Annotated in this window: 11 protein-coding genes; 8 read left to right on the top strand and 3 right to left on the bottom strand. The window is 70.4% G+C overall.

Annotated features, from left to right (window positions below; genetic code table 11):
* Window positions 1–82 precede the first annotated feature (82 nt).
* From OG485_RS27525 to OG485_RS27505, 5 genes are all read left to right on the top strand, one after another.
* Window positions 83–1,750 (top strand): fumarate hydratase, encoded by a 1,668-nt coding sequence (locus OG485_RS27525; RefSeq protein WP_328671194.1) that lies wholly within the window; start codon window positions 83–85, stop codon window positions 1,748–1,750.
* Window positions 1,751–1,932: 182 nt separating this feature from the next.
* Window positions 1,933–3,336, top strand: a complete 1,404-nt coding sequence (locus tag OG485_RS27520; RefSeq protein WP_328671193.1) for a class II fumarate hydratase — start codon at window positions 1,933–1,935, stop codon at window positions 3,334–3,336.
* 115 nt (window positions 3,337–3,451) lie between these two features.
* Window positions 3,452–4,144 carry a cytidylyl-2-hydroxypropylphosphonate hydrolase gene (fomD, locus tag OG485_RS27515; RefSeq protein WP_328671192.1) on the top strand — a complete coding sequence of 231 codons (693 nt, stop codon included), beginning with the start codon at window positions 3,452–3,454 and terminating at the stop codon, window positions 4,142–4,144.
* A 436-nt stretch (window positions 4,145–4,580) separates the two neighbouring features.
* A complete protein-coding gene (locus OG485_RS27510) occupies window positions 4,581–6,758 on the top strand; it encodes a SpoIIE family protein phosphatase (RefSeq protein ID WP_328671191.1) in 2,178 nt (725 codons plus the stop codon).
* 300 nt (window positions 6,759–7,058) lie between these two features.
* Window positions 7,059–8,525, top strand: a complete 1,467-nt coding sequence (locus OG485_RS27505; protein ID WP_328671190.1) for a catalase — start codon at window positions 7,059–7,061, stop codon at window positions 8,523–8,525.
* Between the two features lie 109 nt (window positions 8,526–8,634).
* On the opposite strand, the gene OG485_RS27500 is transcribed toward OG485_RS27505, so the two are convergent.
* Complete coding sequence (locus tag OG485_RS27500; RefSeq protein WP_328671189.1) at window positions 8,635–10,953, bottom strand: transglycosylase domain-containing protein; 2,319 nt, start codon at window positions 10,951–10,953, stop codon at window positions 8,635–8,637.
* 537 nt (window positions 10,954–11,490) lie between these two features.
* Here OG485_RS27500 and OG485_RS27495 point away from each other — a divergent pair.
* From OG485_RS27495 to OG485_RS27485, 3 genes are read left to right on the top strand one after another with little or no spacing between them, the layout of a single operon-like run.
* Entirely contained in the window at window positions 11,491–12,018 is a 528-nt protein-coding gene (locus tag OG485_RS27495) for a PadR family transcriptional regulator (RefSeq protein WP_326785751.1), read from the top strand.
* Complete coding sequence (locus OG485_RS27490) at window positions 12,015–12,713, top strand: ABC transporter ATP-binding protein (RefSeq protein ID WP_328448694.1); 699 nt, start codon at window positions 12,015–12,017, stop codon at window positions 12,711–12,713. Before OG485_RS27495 ends, OG485_RS27490 begins: the two co-directional genes overlap by 4 nt.
* The gene (locus tag OG485_RS27485) at window positions 12,710–15,043 is read left to right on the top strand and encodes an ABC transporter permease (RefSeq protein WP_328671188.1); all 2,334 of its coding nucleotides are present in this window, start codon (window positions 12,710–12,712) and stop codon (window positions 15,041–15,043) included. The genes OG485_RS27490 and OG485_RS27485 overlap by 4 nt, the downstream gene beginning before the upstream one ends.
* A 117-nt stretch (window positions 15,044–15,160) precedes the next feature.
* Here the strand turns inward: OG485_RS27485 and OG485_RS27480 are convergent, their stop codons facing one another.
* Window positions 15,161–15,589 (bottom strand): hypothetical protein, encoded by a 429-nt coding sequence (locus OG485_RS27480; RefSeq protein WP_328448698.1) that lies wholly within the window; start codon window positions 15,587–15,589, stop codon window positions 15,161–15,163.
* A gap of 4 nt (window positions 15,590–15,593) precedes the next feature.
* Window positions 15,594–16,046: a roadblock/LC7 domain-containing protein gene (locus OG485_RS27475; protein ID WP_328671187.1), complete on the bottom strand. Its 453-nt coding sequence runs from the start codon at window positions 16,044–16,046 to the stop codon at window positions 15,594–15,596.
* Window positions 16,047–16,071: the final 25 nt, after the last annotated feature.

The raw sequence follows: 16,071 nt of genomic DNA, 5'->3' as shown, positions 1-16,071 counted from the left end.
CCTCAGGCGAGTGAGCCGAAGGGGTGCGCCCGAGGCGACCGAGCCCCGAAAAAAGCTGACTGTCGAGTGAGGAATAGGCGAGATGCCTGAGTTTGCGTACACCGATCTGCTCCCCCAGGGAGAGGACACCACGCCGTACCGGCTGGTGACCTCCGAGGGTGTCTCCACCTTCGAGGCCGACGGGCGCACGTTCCTCAAGGTGGAGCCGGAGGCGCTGCGCAAGCTCGCCACGGAGGCCATCCACGACATCCAGCACTATCTGCGCCCGGCGCACCTCGCCCAGCTGCGCCGCATCATCGACGACCCGGAGGCCTCGGCGAACGACAAGTTCGTCGCCCTGGACCTGCTGAAGAACGCGAACATCGCGGCGGCCGGCGTCCTCCCCATGTGCCAGGACACCGGCACGGCGATCGTCATGGGCAAGCGCGGCCAGAACGTGCTCACCGAGGGCGGCGACGAGGCCGCCCTCTCGCGCGGCATCTACGACGCGTACAAGAACCTGAACCTGCGCTATTCGCAGATGGCCCCGCTGACCATGTGGGACGAGAAGAACACGGGCTCGAACCTGCCGGCACAGATCGAGCTGTACGCCACCGACGGCGGCGCCTACAAGTTCCTGTTCATGGCCAAGGGCGGCGGCTCCGCCAACAAGTCGTTCCTCTACCAGGAGACGAAGGCGGTCCTCAACGAGGGCTCCATGATGAAGTTCCTGGAGGAGAAGATCCGCTCCCTCGGGACGGCCGCGTGCCCGCCGTACCACCTGGCGATCGTCGTCGGCGGCACGAGCGCCGAGTACGCGCTGAAGACCGCGAAGTACGCCTCCGCGCACTACCTGGACGAGATCCCCTCGGAGGGCTCCGAGCTCGGCCACGGCTTCCGGGACAAGGAGCTGGAGGAGAAGGTCTTCGAGCTGACCCAGAAGATCGGCATCGGCGCGCAGTTCGGCGGCAAGTACTTCTGCCACGACGTACGTGTGGTGCGCCTGCCCCGCCACGGCGCGTCCTGCCCGGTCGCGATCGCGGTCTCGTGCTCGGCCGACCGCCAGGCCGTCGCGAAGATCACCGCCGAGGGCGTCTTCCTGGAGCAGCTGGAGACCGACCCCGCGCGCTTCCTGCCGGAGACCACGGACGAGCACCTGGACGAGGCCGGCGACGTCGTGAAGATCGACCTGAACCAGCCGATGGACGACATCCTCGCCGCGCTGACGAAGTACCCGGTCAAGACCCGTCTCTCGCTCTCCGGCCCGCTGGTCGTGGCCCGCGACATCGCGCACGCCAAGATCAAGGAGCGGCTGGACGCGGGCGAGGAGATGCCGCAGTACCTGAAGGACCACCCGGTGTACTACGCGGGCCCGGCCAAGACCCCCGAGGGCTACGCGTCCGGCTCCTTCGGCCCGACGACCGCGGGCCGCATGGACTCCTACGTCGAGCAGTTCCAGGCGGCGGGCGGCTCCAAGGTGATGCTCGCCAAGGGCAACCGCAGCAAGCAGGTCACGGACGCCTGTGGCGCGCACGGCGGCTTCTACCTCGGCTCCATCGGCGGCCCGGCCGCCCGGCTCGCCCAGGACTGCATCAAGAAGGTCGAGGTCGTCGAGTACGAGGAGCTCGGCATGGAGGCCGTCTGGAAGATCGAGGTCGAGGACTTCCCGGCCTTCGTCGTCGTCGACGACAAGGGCAACGACTTCTTCCAGGACCCCGCCCCCGCCCCGACCTTCACCACGATCCCGGTGCGGGGCCCGGGACTGGCCTAGTACGGGCCCGTACGGCGTACACCCTTCCGGGTGACGCCGTGCGGGTGGCGCGCGTGTGACGCCGTACGAGCCGGGGGAACGGCCGCCGACAAGGCGGCCGTTCGTGCGTCGCGGCGCTCGCGCGGCGCCGGGCGGGAACACGGGCGGGCTCCGGGATGCTGTGCCCCATGGAGGTGTCACCAATGACGGATGGCCAGGGCGAAGGCGCGTACCGGATCGAGCACGACTCCATGGGCGAGGTGCGGGTGCCCGCGGAGGCGAAGTGGCGGGCGCAGACGCAGCGCGCCGTGGAGAACTTCCCCGTCTCGGGGCAGCGCATCGAGCGCGCGCACATCGAGGCCCTGGCCCGGATCAAGGGGGCCGCCGCGAAGGTGAACGGCGAGCTGGGCGTGATCGCCAAGGATGTCGCGGAGGCGGTCCAGGAGGCGGCCGCGGAGGTCGCCGAGGGGCGCTGGGACGCGCACTTCCCGGTCGACGTCTTCCAGACGGGCTCGGGCACCTCCTCCAACATGAACGCCAACGAGGTCATCGCCACGCTGGCCGGCGAGCGGCTGGGCCGGGACGTCCACCCCAATGACCACGTGAACGCGTCGCAGTCGAGCAACGACGTGTTCCCGTCCTCCATCCACATCGCCGCGACCGCCGCCGTCACCCGCGATCTCGTCCCCGCGCTGGAGCATCTCGCCGCCTCGCTGGAGCGCAAGTCGCGGGAGTTCGCCGATGTGGTGAAGTCGGGGCGCACCCATCTCATGGACGCGACGCCGGTGACGCTCGGCCAGGAGTTCGGGGGCTACGCGGCCCAGGTGCGGTACGGGGTCGAGCGGCTGGAGGCCTCGCTGCCGCGGCTGGCCGAACTGCCGCTCGGCGGCACGGCCGTGGGGACGGGGATCAACACGCCGCCCGGTTTCTCCGCCGCGGTGATCGCGGAGGTGGCGCGGGCGACCGGGCTGCCGCTGACGGAGGCCCGCGACCACTTCGAGGCGCAGGGGGCGCGCGACGGGATCGTGGAGACGAGCGGTCAGCTGCGGACCATCGCCGTCGGGCTGACGAAGATCGCGAACGATCTGCGGTGGATGGCCTCCGGGCCGCGCACCGGACTGGCCGAGATCAGCCTCCCGGATCTCCAGCCCGGGTCCTCGATCATGCCGGGCAAGGTGAACCCGGTGATTCCCGAGGCGGTGCTGATGGTCGCCGCGCAGGTGACGGGGAACGACGCGACCGTCGCCGTCGCGGGCGCGGCCGGGAACTTCGAGCTGAACGTGATGCTGCCGGTGATCGCGAAGAACGTCCTGGAGTCGGTCCGGCTGCTCGCGAACGTCTCGCGGCTGCTCGCCGACCGCACGGTCGACGGGATCGTCGCGCACCGCGAACGGGCCCGTGAGTACGCGGAGTCCTCGCCGTCCGTGGTGACGCCGCTGAACAAGTACATCGGGTACGAGGAGGCGGCCAAGGTCGCGAAGAAGGCGCTGGCGGAGCGGAAGACGATTCGCCGGGTGGTGCTGGAGTCGGGGTACGTGGAGCGTGGGGACCTGACCGAGGAGCAGTTGGACGAGGCCCTGGATGTCCTGCGGATGACACACCCGTAACAGCCCGGGCCCGTGGAGAAACGCCTGATGACAGCTCCGTAACAGCCGGTTGCCGTTGGCGGGAACCGTGACGCGAACCGCAGCGTCGCATGCCTGGGGCACCTAATATCTGGTCATGGCGGAGGGTGGAGCGGTGAGACGAGCGGAAGCGGGCGGGCCGGCGGCCCACTGGGAGCCCGGGAGCCAGATCCTGTGGCGGTACCGGGAGAACGGCGGCGACAGCGTCCACATCTGCCGCCCCGTGACGGTCGCACGCGACGACGCCGACCTGCTCGCGGTGTGGATGGCGCCGGGTACCGAATGTGTGAAGCCGGTGCTCGCCGACGGTTCGCCGGTGCATGGAGAACCGCTGGAATCGCGCTACACGAAGCCTCGCGCGGTGCGGCGCGACCGCTGGTTCGGGACCGGTGTGCTGAAGCTGGCGCGGCCGGGCGAGGCCTGGTCGGTGTGGCTGTTCTGGGAACAGGGCTGGCGTTTCAAGAACTGGTACGTGAACCTGGAGGCCCCGCTGACCCGCTGGGCGGGCGGGGTGGACTCGGTGGATCACTTCCTCGACATCTCGGTCAACCCGGACCGCAGTTGGCGCTGGCTCGACGAGGACGAATTCGCCATGGCGCAGCGGGCCGGTCTGATGGATGCTCAACTGGCGGCACAGGTGCGGGAAGCGGGGTGGTCGGCGGTGGAGGTGATCCGTTCCTGGGGCGCGCCGTTCTCGGACGGATGGCAGCACTGGAGGCCGGATCCGGGCTGGCCGGTTCCCGCTCTGCCGGATGACTGGGACCGTACGCCCGCGCACGTGTCCTCATGAGACCCTTGATGCGCCCCCGTGGTACAACCGTAGGATCGTCTTCCGCAAGGGCAAACGGCAGCGACAACTCCCGCAGGATGAGCCGGGCTTGACCATATGTCACCGAGGGGCGGCAGGACGTGAGCGAGGGGTACGAGGCGTACGGCGGCGTGGCCGGCCAGGGACCGGTCGCACCGCGCGGGCTCACCACGACGGCCGTGCGGGCCAGGCGTCACCGGGCATACGGGGCTTCGCGGACACGCCCCGGGGCTTCGGCCGTCGAACCGCTGTCGGCACGGACCGTTTCCGGCCGTCGGCGAGCCGTACCGTGCCGGGCGACGGCTGTTCGCGCCGTCGGTCCCGGCCCTGACGACACGCAGAATCCGTTCCTGGGGCACACATTCCGGGTATCGGGGCTGCGGGAAGAACTGTGCGCACGGCGCGCAGCCCCGGACGGATGGACTCGACACGCGTGACGGAGCATCCCACCTCGCACGAGCGCCGGCAGAGCGGCGCCGGCCGGCCGCCCGCCCCCGCGGACCCTCGCGGGGCGCTCCTGCGTACCTCCGAGCCGCCGTCCCCGCTGCCGGGTTCCGGCGCGTTACCGGTACAGGCCCGCACGGGCGACGCACCGAGGGGTTCGGGTGCGTCCAAGCCTCGCGGCAAGCGCGGGAAGGCAGGCGGCCAGGTGTCCGCCGACGTCGGCGCGTCCGCGTCCTCGGGCACCGACGTGCCGTCGTCCTCGCCGGTCTCCTCCGGGCCCGGCTCCGAGCACTCGCAGCCCTCGGCGACCGAGCCCGACACCCACCGCCCCCGGCCCGCGCCGGAGGGCATCCCGATCCAGCCGGACGCCGAGCAGGGACGGGCCCCGCGGGCTTCCGGAGGCAAGGACCGCCGTACGGGACAGGGTGTGCCGCAGGGCGGACCGATGCCGATGCGGCGGGACGGGGACCGGCTGCGCTTCGTGGGCGCCGCGACCCGGCGGATCGCCCGGGGCATCGACCTCGACGAGATCGTGATGGGGCTGTGCCGGGCGACCGTGCCGACCTTCTCCGACGCGATCCTCGTCTATCTGCGTGACCCGCTGCCGGTCGGTGACGAGCGGCCGACGGGTCCGCTGGTGCTGCGGCTGCGGCGCACGGACCGGATTCCCGAGGAGCGGGACACCGAGAGCGGTTTCCTGCCCGCGCTGCGGCCGGAGCCCAACGAGCTGTCGGCGATGACGGCCGAGCTGTGCGAGGTACGCCCCGGCGGCGCCCTCGCCGAGGTGCTGCGCGGGGTGCGGCCGGTGTTCGCGGACGCGCCCGCCGCGCGGGCCGCGCTGCCCGAGCTGCTCGGCGACGATCTGCCGGTGCCGAGCGGGCAGCGCGCGATCCTCGCGCCGCTGCGCGGCCGGCGCCGGGTGATCGGGGCGGCGCTGTTCCTGCGCCGGCCGGAGCGGCTCGCCTTCGAGGCGGACGACCTGCTGGTCGCGGCGCAGCTCGCCACGCACAGCGCGCTCGGTATCGACAAGGCGGTGCTGTACGGCCGTGAGGCGTACATCGCCGACGAGCTCCAGCGCACGATGCTGCCCGAGACGCTGCCGCGGCCCACGGGGGTCCGGCTGGCGTCCCGGTATCTGCCGGCCGCGGAGACGGCCCGGGTGGGCGGTGACTGGTACGACGCGATCCCGCTGCCGGGCAGCCGGGTCGCGCTGGTCGTCGGTGACGTGATGGGCCACTCCATGACGTCGGCGGCGATCATGGGCCAGCTGCGGACGACGGCGCAGACCCTCGCGGGGCTCGATCTGCCGCCGCAGGAGGTGCTGCACCACCTGGACGAGCAGGCGCAGCGGCTCGGCACCGACCGCATGGCGACCTGCCTGTACGCCGTCTACGACCCGGTGTCGCACCGGATCACCATCGCCAACGCGGGCCATCCGCCGCCGGTGCTGCTGCATCTGGGCGGGCGGGCCGAGGTGCTGCGGGTGCCGCCGGGCGCCCCCATCGGTGTGGGCGGGGTCGATTTCGAGGCGGTGGAGCTGGACGCGCCGGCCGGGGCGACGCTGCTGCTGTACACGGACGGGCTGGTCGAGTCCCGGCTGCGTGACGTCTGGACCGGGATAGAGCAGCTGCGGGAGAAGCTCGCGGCGGTCGCGGCGCTGACCGGGCCGGATCATCCGCCGCCGCTGGAAGCGCTGTGCGACGAGGTGCTCGACATGCTCGGCCCGGGAGACCGGGACGACGACATCGCGCTGCTCGCCGCGCGGTTCGACGGGATCGCGCCGAGCGATGTCGCGTACTGGTTCCTGGAGCCGGAGGACGCGGCGCCCGGCCGGGCCCGGCGTCTGGCCCGGCGGGCGCTGGCCCGCTGGGGCATGGAGGACATGACCGACTCCGTGGAGCTGCTGGTCAGCGAGGTCGTGACGAACGCGGTGCGGTACGCCTCACGGCCGGTGACGCTGCGGCTGCTGCGGACGGACGTCCTGCGCTGCGAGGTCGGCGACGACGTGCCCCAGCTTCCCCGGCTGCGGCAGGCGCGGGCCACGGACGAGGGCGGTCGCGGTCTGTTCCTGGTGAACCGGCTGGCGCGGCGGTGGGGGGCGACCCGGCTGAGTACGGGAAAGGTCGTCTGGTTCGAGTTGAACCGGAACTGACCGGGTACTCGTCCGGTCTCGCCCCGGTGGGCCGGCGCCGAACCGCGCCGGTGCGGCGGGTGCCGGACGGCGGCTGCGCGGGTGCCTGACGGGCCTGTGCCGGTCCCGGACCGTGCCTCCTGTGCCGGTGCCTTGAGGTGTCTGTACGGGTGCCTGAAGGCGCCTGTGCGGGCCGGTCGGTGCCGGTCTGGCCGTACCGGTGCCGGCACCCGAACCGTGTTGCCGACAAGATGTCGGCGGCGTTGACTGCTGGGGTGAGCGAAGCGACCTGACGACCTCATCTCCGACGGGAGGACGCTCGTGACGCAGGCATCCCGGAAGGCTCCGTACACCACGAACAACGTCGGGATTCCGGTGGAGAGCGACGAACACTCGCTCACCGTCGGCCCCGACGGCCCGATCCTGCTCCAGGACCACTACCTCATCGAGAAGATGGCGCAGTTCAACCGGGAGCGGGTGCCCGAGCGGGTGGTGCACGCCAAGGGCAGTGGCGCGTACGGATTCTTCGAAGTGACCAACGACGTCAGTCAGTTCACCAGGGCGGATCTGTTCCAGCCGGGCAGGCGTACGGACATGCTGGCGCGGTTCTCGACCGTCGCCGGTGAGCAGGGCTCGCCCGACACCTGGCGCGACCCCCGCGGCTTCGCGCTGAAGTTCTACACCGAGCACGGCAATTACGACATGGTGGGCAACAACACCCCGGTCTTCTTCGTCCGTGACACGATCAAGTTCCAGGACTTCATCCGCTCGCAGAAGCGCCACCCGGTGACAGGGCTGCGCGACAACGACATGCAGTGGGACTTCTGGACCCTCTCGCCCGAGTCCGCGCATCAGGTGACCTGGCTGATGGGCGACCGGGGCATCCCGAAGACGTACCGCCACATGAACGGCTACAGCTCCCACACCTACATGTGGATCAACGGCGGCGGTGAACGGTTCTGGGTGAAGTACCACTTCAAGACCGACCAGGGCATCGACTTCCTCACCCAGGCCGAGGCCGACGAGCTCGCGGGGACGGACGCGGACAAGCACCGCCGGGACCTGTACGAGTCGATCGAGTCCGGGAACGCGCCGAGCTGGACGCTGAAGGTCCAGATCATGCCGTTCGAGGACGCGGCGGACTACCGGTTCAACCCGTTCGACCTGACGAAGGTCTGGCCGCACGGGGACTACCCGCTGATCGACGTGGGCCGCATGGTCCTGGACCGCAATCCCGAGGACTACTTCGTCCACATCGAGCAGGCCGCCTTCGAGCCCTCGAACATGGTGCCCGGCATCGGGCCCTCCCCGGACAAGATGCTGCTGGGCCGGCTGTTCTCGTACCCCGACACCCACCGCTACCGGATCGGCCCCAACTACAGCCAGCTGCCGCCCAACCGGCCGCGCTCCCCGGTGAACTCGTACGCCAAGGACGGCCCGATGCGCTACGAGCCGTCGACGACGTCCCGCCCGTACGCGCCGAACTCCTACGGCGGGCCCGTGGCCGACTACGAAGGCCGGTTCGGTGACCCCGCGAGCTGGCAGACCGCCGGCGAGCTGGTGCGCGAGGCCTACAAGCCGCACCGCGAGGACGACGACTGGGGCCAGGCGGGCACGATGGTCCGCGAGGTGCTGGACGACGCGGCCCGGGACCGGCTGGTGGGCAACGTCAGCGGGCATCTCAAGGCCGGTGTCACCCGCCCGGTGCAGGAGCGCGCCTTCCAGTACTGGCGCAACGTGGACAAGGAGACCGGCGACCGGATCGCGCGGAACGTCGACGGCGGCTGAGGCGCCGAAAGGCCGGCCGGTCCCCGGGTGGGGGACCGGCCGGCCTCTTCGACAGCGGGGGCACCCGGATCTCCGGGTGCCCCCTCTGTCACGCGTCCGCTGTCGTCCGCTACTCGCTGGTCTGGCCGAACGGGTTGTCCGGGACGCCGTCGGTGGGCGAACTCGTCGGTGTGGACGGGCTCGTCGTCGTCGGCTCGGTCGTCGTCGGCTCGTCCGTGGGGGTCGGCGGAGCGCTCGTGGTGGGCGGCTCCGTCGACGGCTCCTCGGTGGTCGGGGTCGACGACGGCGTGCTGGACGGCGTCTGGGTGGCGGTGGGCAGGTCGGTCGGCGCCACCGCCGCGCCCGACGTGGTGTTCAGGTCGAACTCGGTGACCTTCCCCGCCATCGCCGCGAAGGTGTAGGCCGCCCAGATCTTCGCCGGGTAGCCACCACCGTTGACACGGCCGCCCTCCAGGTAGAGGCCCGTGGCGCCCTTCATGGAGACGTGGTTCTGGGTCTTCGGGTCCTCGCCGAACAGCAGGACCGAGGTGACCAGGTTCGGCGTGTAGCCGGTGAACCAGGCCGACTTGTTGTTGTCGGACGTACCGGTCTTGCCGGCGACCTGCTGGCCGTCGCGGGCCTGGTTGTTCGCCACGGACTCCCTGGCCGTACCGTCGTCGACCACACCGGTCAGCACCGAGGTGACCGTGTCGGCCGCCTCCTCGCTGACGACCTGCTCGCCGATCGGGTCCGGCATCTTGACCGTGGTGTCCTTGTGCTCGGCCTTGCCGACGATCGCCGGGGTGACCTTCTTGCCGTGGTTGTCGAGCGTGGCGTACACGCCGGCCATCTCCAGCGGGCTCGCGCCCATGGAGCCGAGGGTCTGGGCGGGTACGGCCTGGATGCCCTTGGTGTTCATGCCGAGCTTGCCCGCGACCTTCAGCACCTCGTCCATGCCGACGTCGACGCCCATCTGCGCGAAGACGGAGTTGATGGACTTGTTCATCGCGGTCTGCACGGTGACGGGGCCGTAGCTGTGCTCGTCCTCGTTCGGCGGTGCGAAACCGATGTCGCTGCCCACCACGGGACGGCGGTTGGTGCCGTCGTAGACCGTGTTCGCGGTGATCGGCCGGCCGGAGCGCGTCTTGGCCTCCTCGGCGAGGGCGGCCGCGAAGATCAGCGGCTTGAACGTCGAGGCGGCCTGGTAGTCACGGCGCGTCGCGTTGTTGAAGTAGTGCTTGAAGTAGTCCTTGCCGCCGTACATCGCGAGGACCTTGCCGGTCCTGGGGTCGACCGACGCGGCACCGGCCTGGATGTCGGCGTCGACCTTGCGCTTCTTCGGGTCCAGCTTGCTGGTGAGCTGCTGCTTGACCGTCTTCTCCAGCAGGGCCTGCTTCTTCTTGTCCACGTTGAGCGTGATGGTCCAGCCGCCCGCGGTGATCAGGGCCTTGGCGTCGTCCAGGTCCTCGGCGGTGCCCTGGGCGACGAGCTGCTTGGCCAGCTCGTTGTCGGCCGCCTCCACCAGATAGCCGGTCTGGCCCTCCATGCCCGGCGCGCCCTTGGGTTCCTTGGGGACCGGGAACTTCATGGCCGAGCGCTTGCCCGAGTCGAGCCAGTGCTGCTCGACCATGTTGTCGAGGGTGTAGTTCCAGCGGGCCTCGACGAGCTTCTTGCCGGTCTTCGAGGCGACCGCCCAGTCGTACTGGCTCGGAGCCTGGAGCAGCGAGGCGAGGTAGGCGCCCTGCGCGACCGAGAGGTCCTCGGCGTCGACTTGGTAGTAGGCCTGCGCCGCGGCCTGGATGCCGTACGCGTTGCGGCCGTAGTAGCTGGTGTTGATGTAGCCCGCGAGGATGTCGTCCTTGGACTTCTTGCGGTCCACCTTCAGCGAGATGACCATTTCCTTCAGCTTGCGCGTGACGGTCTGGTCCTGGCTGAGGTAGTAGTTCTTGACGTACTGCTGGGTGATCGTCGAACCACCCTGCTTGCCCTTGCCGGAGAGGGTGTTGATCAGGCCTCGGGCGGTGCCCTTGAGGTCGATGCCCGAGTCGCTGTAGAAGCTCTTGTTCTCGGCGGCGACGAACGTCTTCTGGACGCTCTTGGGCACCTTGGCCAGGTCGACTATCTCGCGGTTGACCTTGCCGCTGCGCCCGAGCATCGAGCCGTCGCTGTACTTGTAGATGTTGCTCTGGCGCTTGGCGGCGGCGTTGCCCTCGGGCACCGACACGACCATGTAGAGCACGATGAAGGCGCCCATGCCGAGCAGACAGAAGCCGAGGAACGTCCCGAGGATCGTCTTCCAGTTCACGAACCGGCGTATGCCGGTGCGGCGGGGCTTGCCGCCCGCCTTCGCGCCGGGCCCGGGGCCCGGCGACTCGTGCCCAGACGAGCGCTGGGGCGCCGCGCGGCGGCCCTGCACCTGCCGCGCTCGTCTCTCTTCAGCTCGTCCCATGGGTCGATCCGCTCCGCTTCATTCTCGTGTGGCACACAAGTTCGCCCGTCAGGTCAGCTCAGCAAGCTAACACCGCGCGCTATGACAAAGGGGCGCCGATCCGGTCTTTTCCGGACGTGACAATCAGCACGCCCTTGGCACCGCCCCACTGAATCCGACGTGCGGAGGGGCCGGAAGGTTGCCGGGAGGGGACAAAGTGAGACGACGAACAGCGCACGGCGGGCGCGCGGACCGGGTTCCTGCCGTGCCACGCACTCCCCGGGTCCGTGCGGACGGCGCCCCGGTCCGGGAGGGCGCCCGCTCCGGGTGCGGGAGGACGGGCGCCTCGGGTGGGGAGGGCGGGGCCCCGCGTGCGGGAGGAAGGGGGCCCGGGTTCGGGAGGGCGGGGGGCCCGGGTTCGGGAGGAGCGGCCGGACGGTTCCAGAACCGTGACAATCGGCCGTGACCAGCCGGTTCTCCTGGCTCGGGCCATCGCTCCCGCGACCTGTACGCACGGCGTATACACGCGGTGTATACGCCGTGTGTAGAGTGCTGGGCATGTCCATCGGTCACACCCTTCTAGGGCTCCTGGAGTCAGGGCCGCGCCACGGTTACGACCTGAAGCGGGCCTTCGACGAGAAATTCGGTCACGACCGGCCACTGCACTACGGCCAGGTCTACTCGACGATGTCGCGGCTGCTGAAGAACGGGCTCGTCGAACTCGACGGGATCGAGGCGGGCGACGGGCCCGAGCGCAAGCGGTACGCGATCACCGAAGCCGGCGTCACCGACGTGCAGCGCTGGCTCGCGACGCCGGAGACACCCGAGCCGTACCTCCAGTCGACCCTCTACACGAAGGTCGTCCTCGCCCTGCTGACCCACCGGGACGCGAGCGAGCTCCTCGACACCCAGCGTTCGGAGCATCTGCGGATGATGCGCATGCTGACCGAACGCAAGCGCAAGGGCGACCTGGCCGATCAGCTGATCTGCGACCACGCCCTCTTCCACCTGGAGGCCGATCTGCGGTGGCTGGAACTGACGGCCGCGCGCCTCGACCGGCTCGCCGAGGCGGTGACGGCCCGATGACGGCGGCCACTCCTCCCCCGGGCTCCCTGCTCACCGCCTCGGAGCTGCGCAAGACGTACGGCCCGACCACCGCGCTGGACGGTGCCGACTTCTCCATCCACCCCGGCGAGGTCGTCGCCGTGATGGGCCCCTCCGGCTCCGGCAAGTCCACCCTGCTCCACTGCCTCGCCGGCATCGTCACACCCGACTCCGGCTCGATCACGTACGACGGCCGCGAGATGGCGACGATGAACGACGCCCAGCGCAGTGCGCTGCGCCGCTCCGCGTTCGGGTTCGTCTTCCAGTTCGGCCAGCTCGTACCGGAGCTGAGCTGTGTCGAGAACGTCGCGCTGCCGCTGCGGCTGAACGGCACGGGCCGCAGGGAGGCCGAGCGCACCGCGCTGTCCTGGATGGAGCGGCTGGAGGTCGACGACCTCAGGGGCAAGCGGCCCGGCGAGGTCTCCGGCGGGCAGGGGCAGCGCGTGGCCGTCGCCCGTTCGCTGGTCACCAGCCCTCGGGTGCTGTTCGCCGACGAGCCGACCGGCGCGCTCGACTCCCTCAACGGCGAGCGCGTGATGGAGCTGCTGACCGAGGCGGCCCGCTCGACGAACGCCGCCGTCGTGCTCGTCACGCACGAGGCGCGCGTGGCCGCGTACTCGGACCGCGAGGTCGTCGTACGCGACGGCAGGTCCAGGGACATGGAGCGGATCGTATGAGTGCCCGCCAGTGGTCCCGCGACCTCGCCATGGGTGCCAGGTTCGCGGTGACCGGAGGCCGTGAGGCCTGGGTACGGGTCCTGCTGACGGCCGTCGGGGTCGGTCTCGGCGTGGCGTTGCTGCTGCTCACCACGGCGATCCCGAGCGCGCTGGACGCCCGGCACCATCGGGAGAGCGCCCGCACCGACATCACGTACAGCTCGACGATCAAGAAGAAGTCCGACCGTACGCTGCTCGTCGCGAACGTCGACACCACCTTCCGCGACGAGGACGTGCGCGGCCGGTTGCTCGAACCCGAGGGGGCCCGGGCGCCGTTGCCGCCGGGCGTGTCCACGTTCCCGGCGGTCGGTGACATGGTCGTCTCCCCCGCTCTCGACCGGCTGCTGAAGTCACCCGGGGGCAAGCTCCTGCGTGAGCGGCTCGACCACCGGGTCAGCGGCACGATCGCCGACAGCGGGCTGGTCGATCCGCACGAACTCGCCTACTACACGGGCGCCGACGACCTGACGGCCAGCGCGACGAGCACCGGCCGGGTCGAGCGCATCGACTCGTTCGGCCACGAGGAGCGGTCCGAGGCGATGGACCCCGTCCTGCTGCTGCTCGTACTGATCGTCTTCGTCGTACTGCTGATGCCGGTCGGCGTCTTCATCGCGGCGGCCGTACGGTTCGGCGGTGAGCGGCGCGACCGGCGGCTGGCGGCGCTGCGGCTGGTCGGCGCGGACGGGCGGATGACCCGGCGCATCGCGGCCGGCGAGGCACTGGCCGGGGCGCTGGTCGGACTGCTCCTCGGCGCCGGGTTCTTCCTGATCGGGCGTCAGCTCGCTGGCCTGATCATGCTCTTCAGGTTCAGCGTCTTCCCGGGCGACCTCAGTCCGGCACCCACCCTGGTGGCGCTGGTGGCCCTCTCGGTCCCGGCCGCCGCGGTCGCGGTGACGCTCTTCGCGCTGCGCGGCGTCGTGATCGAACCGCTAGGCGTGGTGCGTACGGCACGGCCCTCGCGGCGCCGGCTGTGGTGGCGGCTGCTGCTGCCGCTGGGCGGTCTCGCGATGCTGTACCCGATGATCGGACAGGGGCGGTCCAACGGGAACTTCAACGAGTACCTCGTCATCGGCGGCGTCCTGCTGCTGCTGGTCGGCATCACCGCGCTGCTGCCCTGGGTGGTCGAGGCGGTCGTGGCCCGGCTGAACTCCGGTGGCGTCGCCTGGCAACTGGCCGTGCGCAGACTCCAGTTGAGCAGCGGCTCGGCGGCCCGCCTGGTCAACGGCATCGCGGTGGCGGTGGCCGGCGCGATAGCCCTGCAGATGCTGTTCGCCGGGGTCGACAGCGACTACACGAAGGTCAACAAGAACGATCTCACGCGGGCCCAGATGTCCGTCAACGTGCCGGACACGGTGCCGATGGACAAGGCGGTCCGCGAGCTGTCGGGGACCAGGGGGGTCACGCGGACGACCGCCCTCGGACGGGGCTACCTGGGCGACGGACGCGACGAACCCGAGCGCCAGTCGAGCGTGACGGTCGGCGACTGCGCGGCCCTGCGGGAGTCGGCCCGGCTGCCCTCCTGCGAGGACGGCGACATCTTCGCCGTGGAGAACACCGAGTGGGACGAGAACACCGCAGCGCTCGACAAGGCCGGTACCGAGCTCTACCTCGACCCGTCCAACGGCTCCTACGCCAAGGGCAAGGAGGTCCCCTGGACGGTGCCGAAGGACATCAAGCGGGCGGACTCGCGCAAGGACCCCTCGGGCGACGAACGCGGCGGCTTCCTGTTCACGCCCGGCGCGCTGCCCGAGCGGGCCGCGTCCACCGTGCACGGGACGGTCTATCTCCAGCTCGACGAGTCGGTGCCGGACGTCCGTGAACTCGTCCGCAACAGCGCGGCGCGGATCGACCCGCACACCGAGGCCAACACCTGGACGGCGACGACCGAGATCGGGAAGTTCACGTCCGTCCGTACCGGGCTGTTCGTCGGTGCGGCCTGCGTCCTCGTGCTGATCGGGGCGAGCCTGCTGGTCTCCCAGCTGGAGCAGCTCCGGGAGCGCAGGAAGCTGCTGTCGGCGCTGGTCGCCTTCGGCACCCGGCGCCGCACGCTGAGCATGTCGGTGCTGTGGCAGACCGCGATCCCGATCGCCCTGGGGCTCGCCCTCGCGATGGCCGTGGGCCTCACCCTCGGCACGGTCCTGCTCAAGATGACGGACACCTCGGTGAGCGTGGACTGGGCGAGCGTGCTGTCGATGACCGGCATCGGCGCGGGTGTCGTGCTCCTGGTGACCCTGCTCAGCCTGCCGCCGCTGATCCGGCTGATGCGGCCGGACGGGCTGCGCACGGAATAGGGCGCCGGACGGGCGCGGCGGGGCGCGGTCCGCGGCCTGCCGTGCCACGCCGGTGACACGGTCTGCCGTGCCGCCGCCGGTGGCCCTCCCCGCCCGGGGAGGGCCACCGGTTCGCGTTCAGAGGCTGTACTCCTTCACCACGCGCCGGACCTGTGCGAAGAGCATGCCCACGTTGACCGCCTTGCGGCAGACGACCACGGCGACCACGTCCTGACTGTCGTTCATCCGCACGAACAGATGGGTGAGGTTGTCGCTGTTGACCAGGATCTCCTGGAAGAAGTGCGCGTCGGACTCGATGCCGCGCCGCTCCTTGAAGACGTCCTCGATCATCTGGACCGTACGCCCCTGGAACAGGTCGAGGGTCGCGCCCGCGAGCAGGTCCAGGACCTCCGGCGGATGGTTGTCGACGGTCTCGTAACTCAGCAGCATTCCGGTCGACATGTCGACCGCTCCGGAGGCGAGGCAGTCCGGAGCGTCGGTGCGCAGTGATTTGACCAGGCCCATGATCTGGTCGGAGAACCCCGGCGTCATTCGCTTGCTGGCCATGTCGTCATACCCCTTCGGTCGCGGTCTCGGTCACGGCTCCGACGAAAGCGTCGGGTACGGCGGGAGGTTCGGGGAGCGGATCGGGGCCGGCCCCGGTGAGGATCGATCCGATGCGGCCGAGAGCCGGCCGGGTGTGCTCGTGGAGCCGTTCGAGGTCGATGCCCTCGTCGCCGAGGACGATCATCAGCGCGGTGTCGCCGACCGCGTAGAAGGCCGCGAGCCCCTGGCTGCCGTAGGTCACGGTCTGCCGGAACGCGCCCCGGCCCGTGACCGCGGTCGCGCGGCGCGCGATACCGAGGCCCGCGGCGGCGATCGCGGCGAGGCTCTCCGGTTCGATGGTGTCGGCGGTGTCGGCCGCGATGAGCATTCCGTCGGCGGCCGCCACCGCCGTATCGGTGATTCCGGGAACCTGTTCCCGGAGTTCCCTCATTTCCCTGGCCAATGCCTCGTGATTCATTTATCGAACTCCCTGATGATGCGCA

Source organism: Streptomyces sp. NBC_00328 (assembly GCF_036139655.1).
GTDB lineage: Bacteria > Actinomycetota > Actinomycetes > Streptomycetales > Streptomycetaceae > Streptomyces.
The sequence above is the reverse complement of the archived record's forward strand: the minus strand, read 5'-3'. Positions and strand labels throughout refer to the sequence as shown.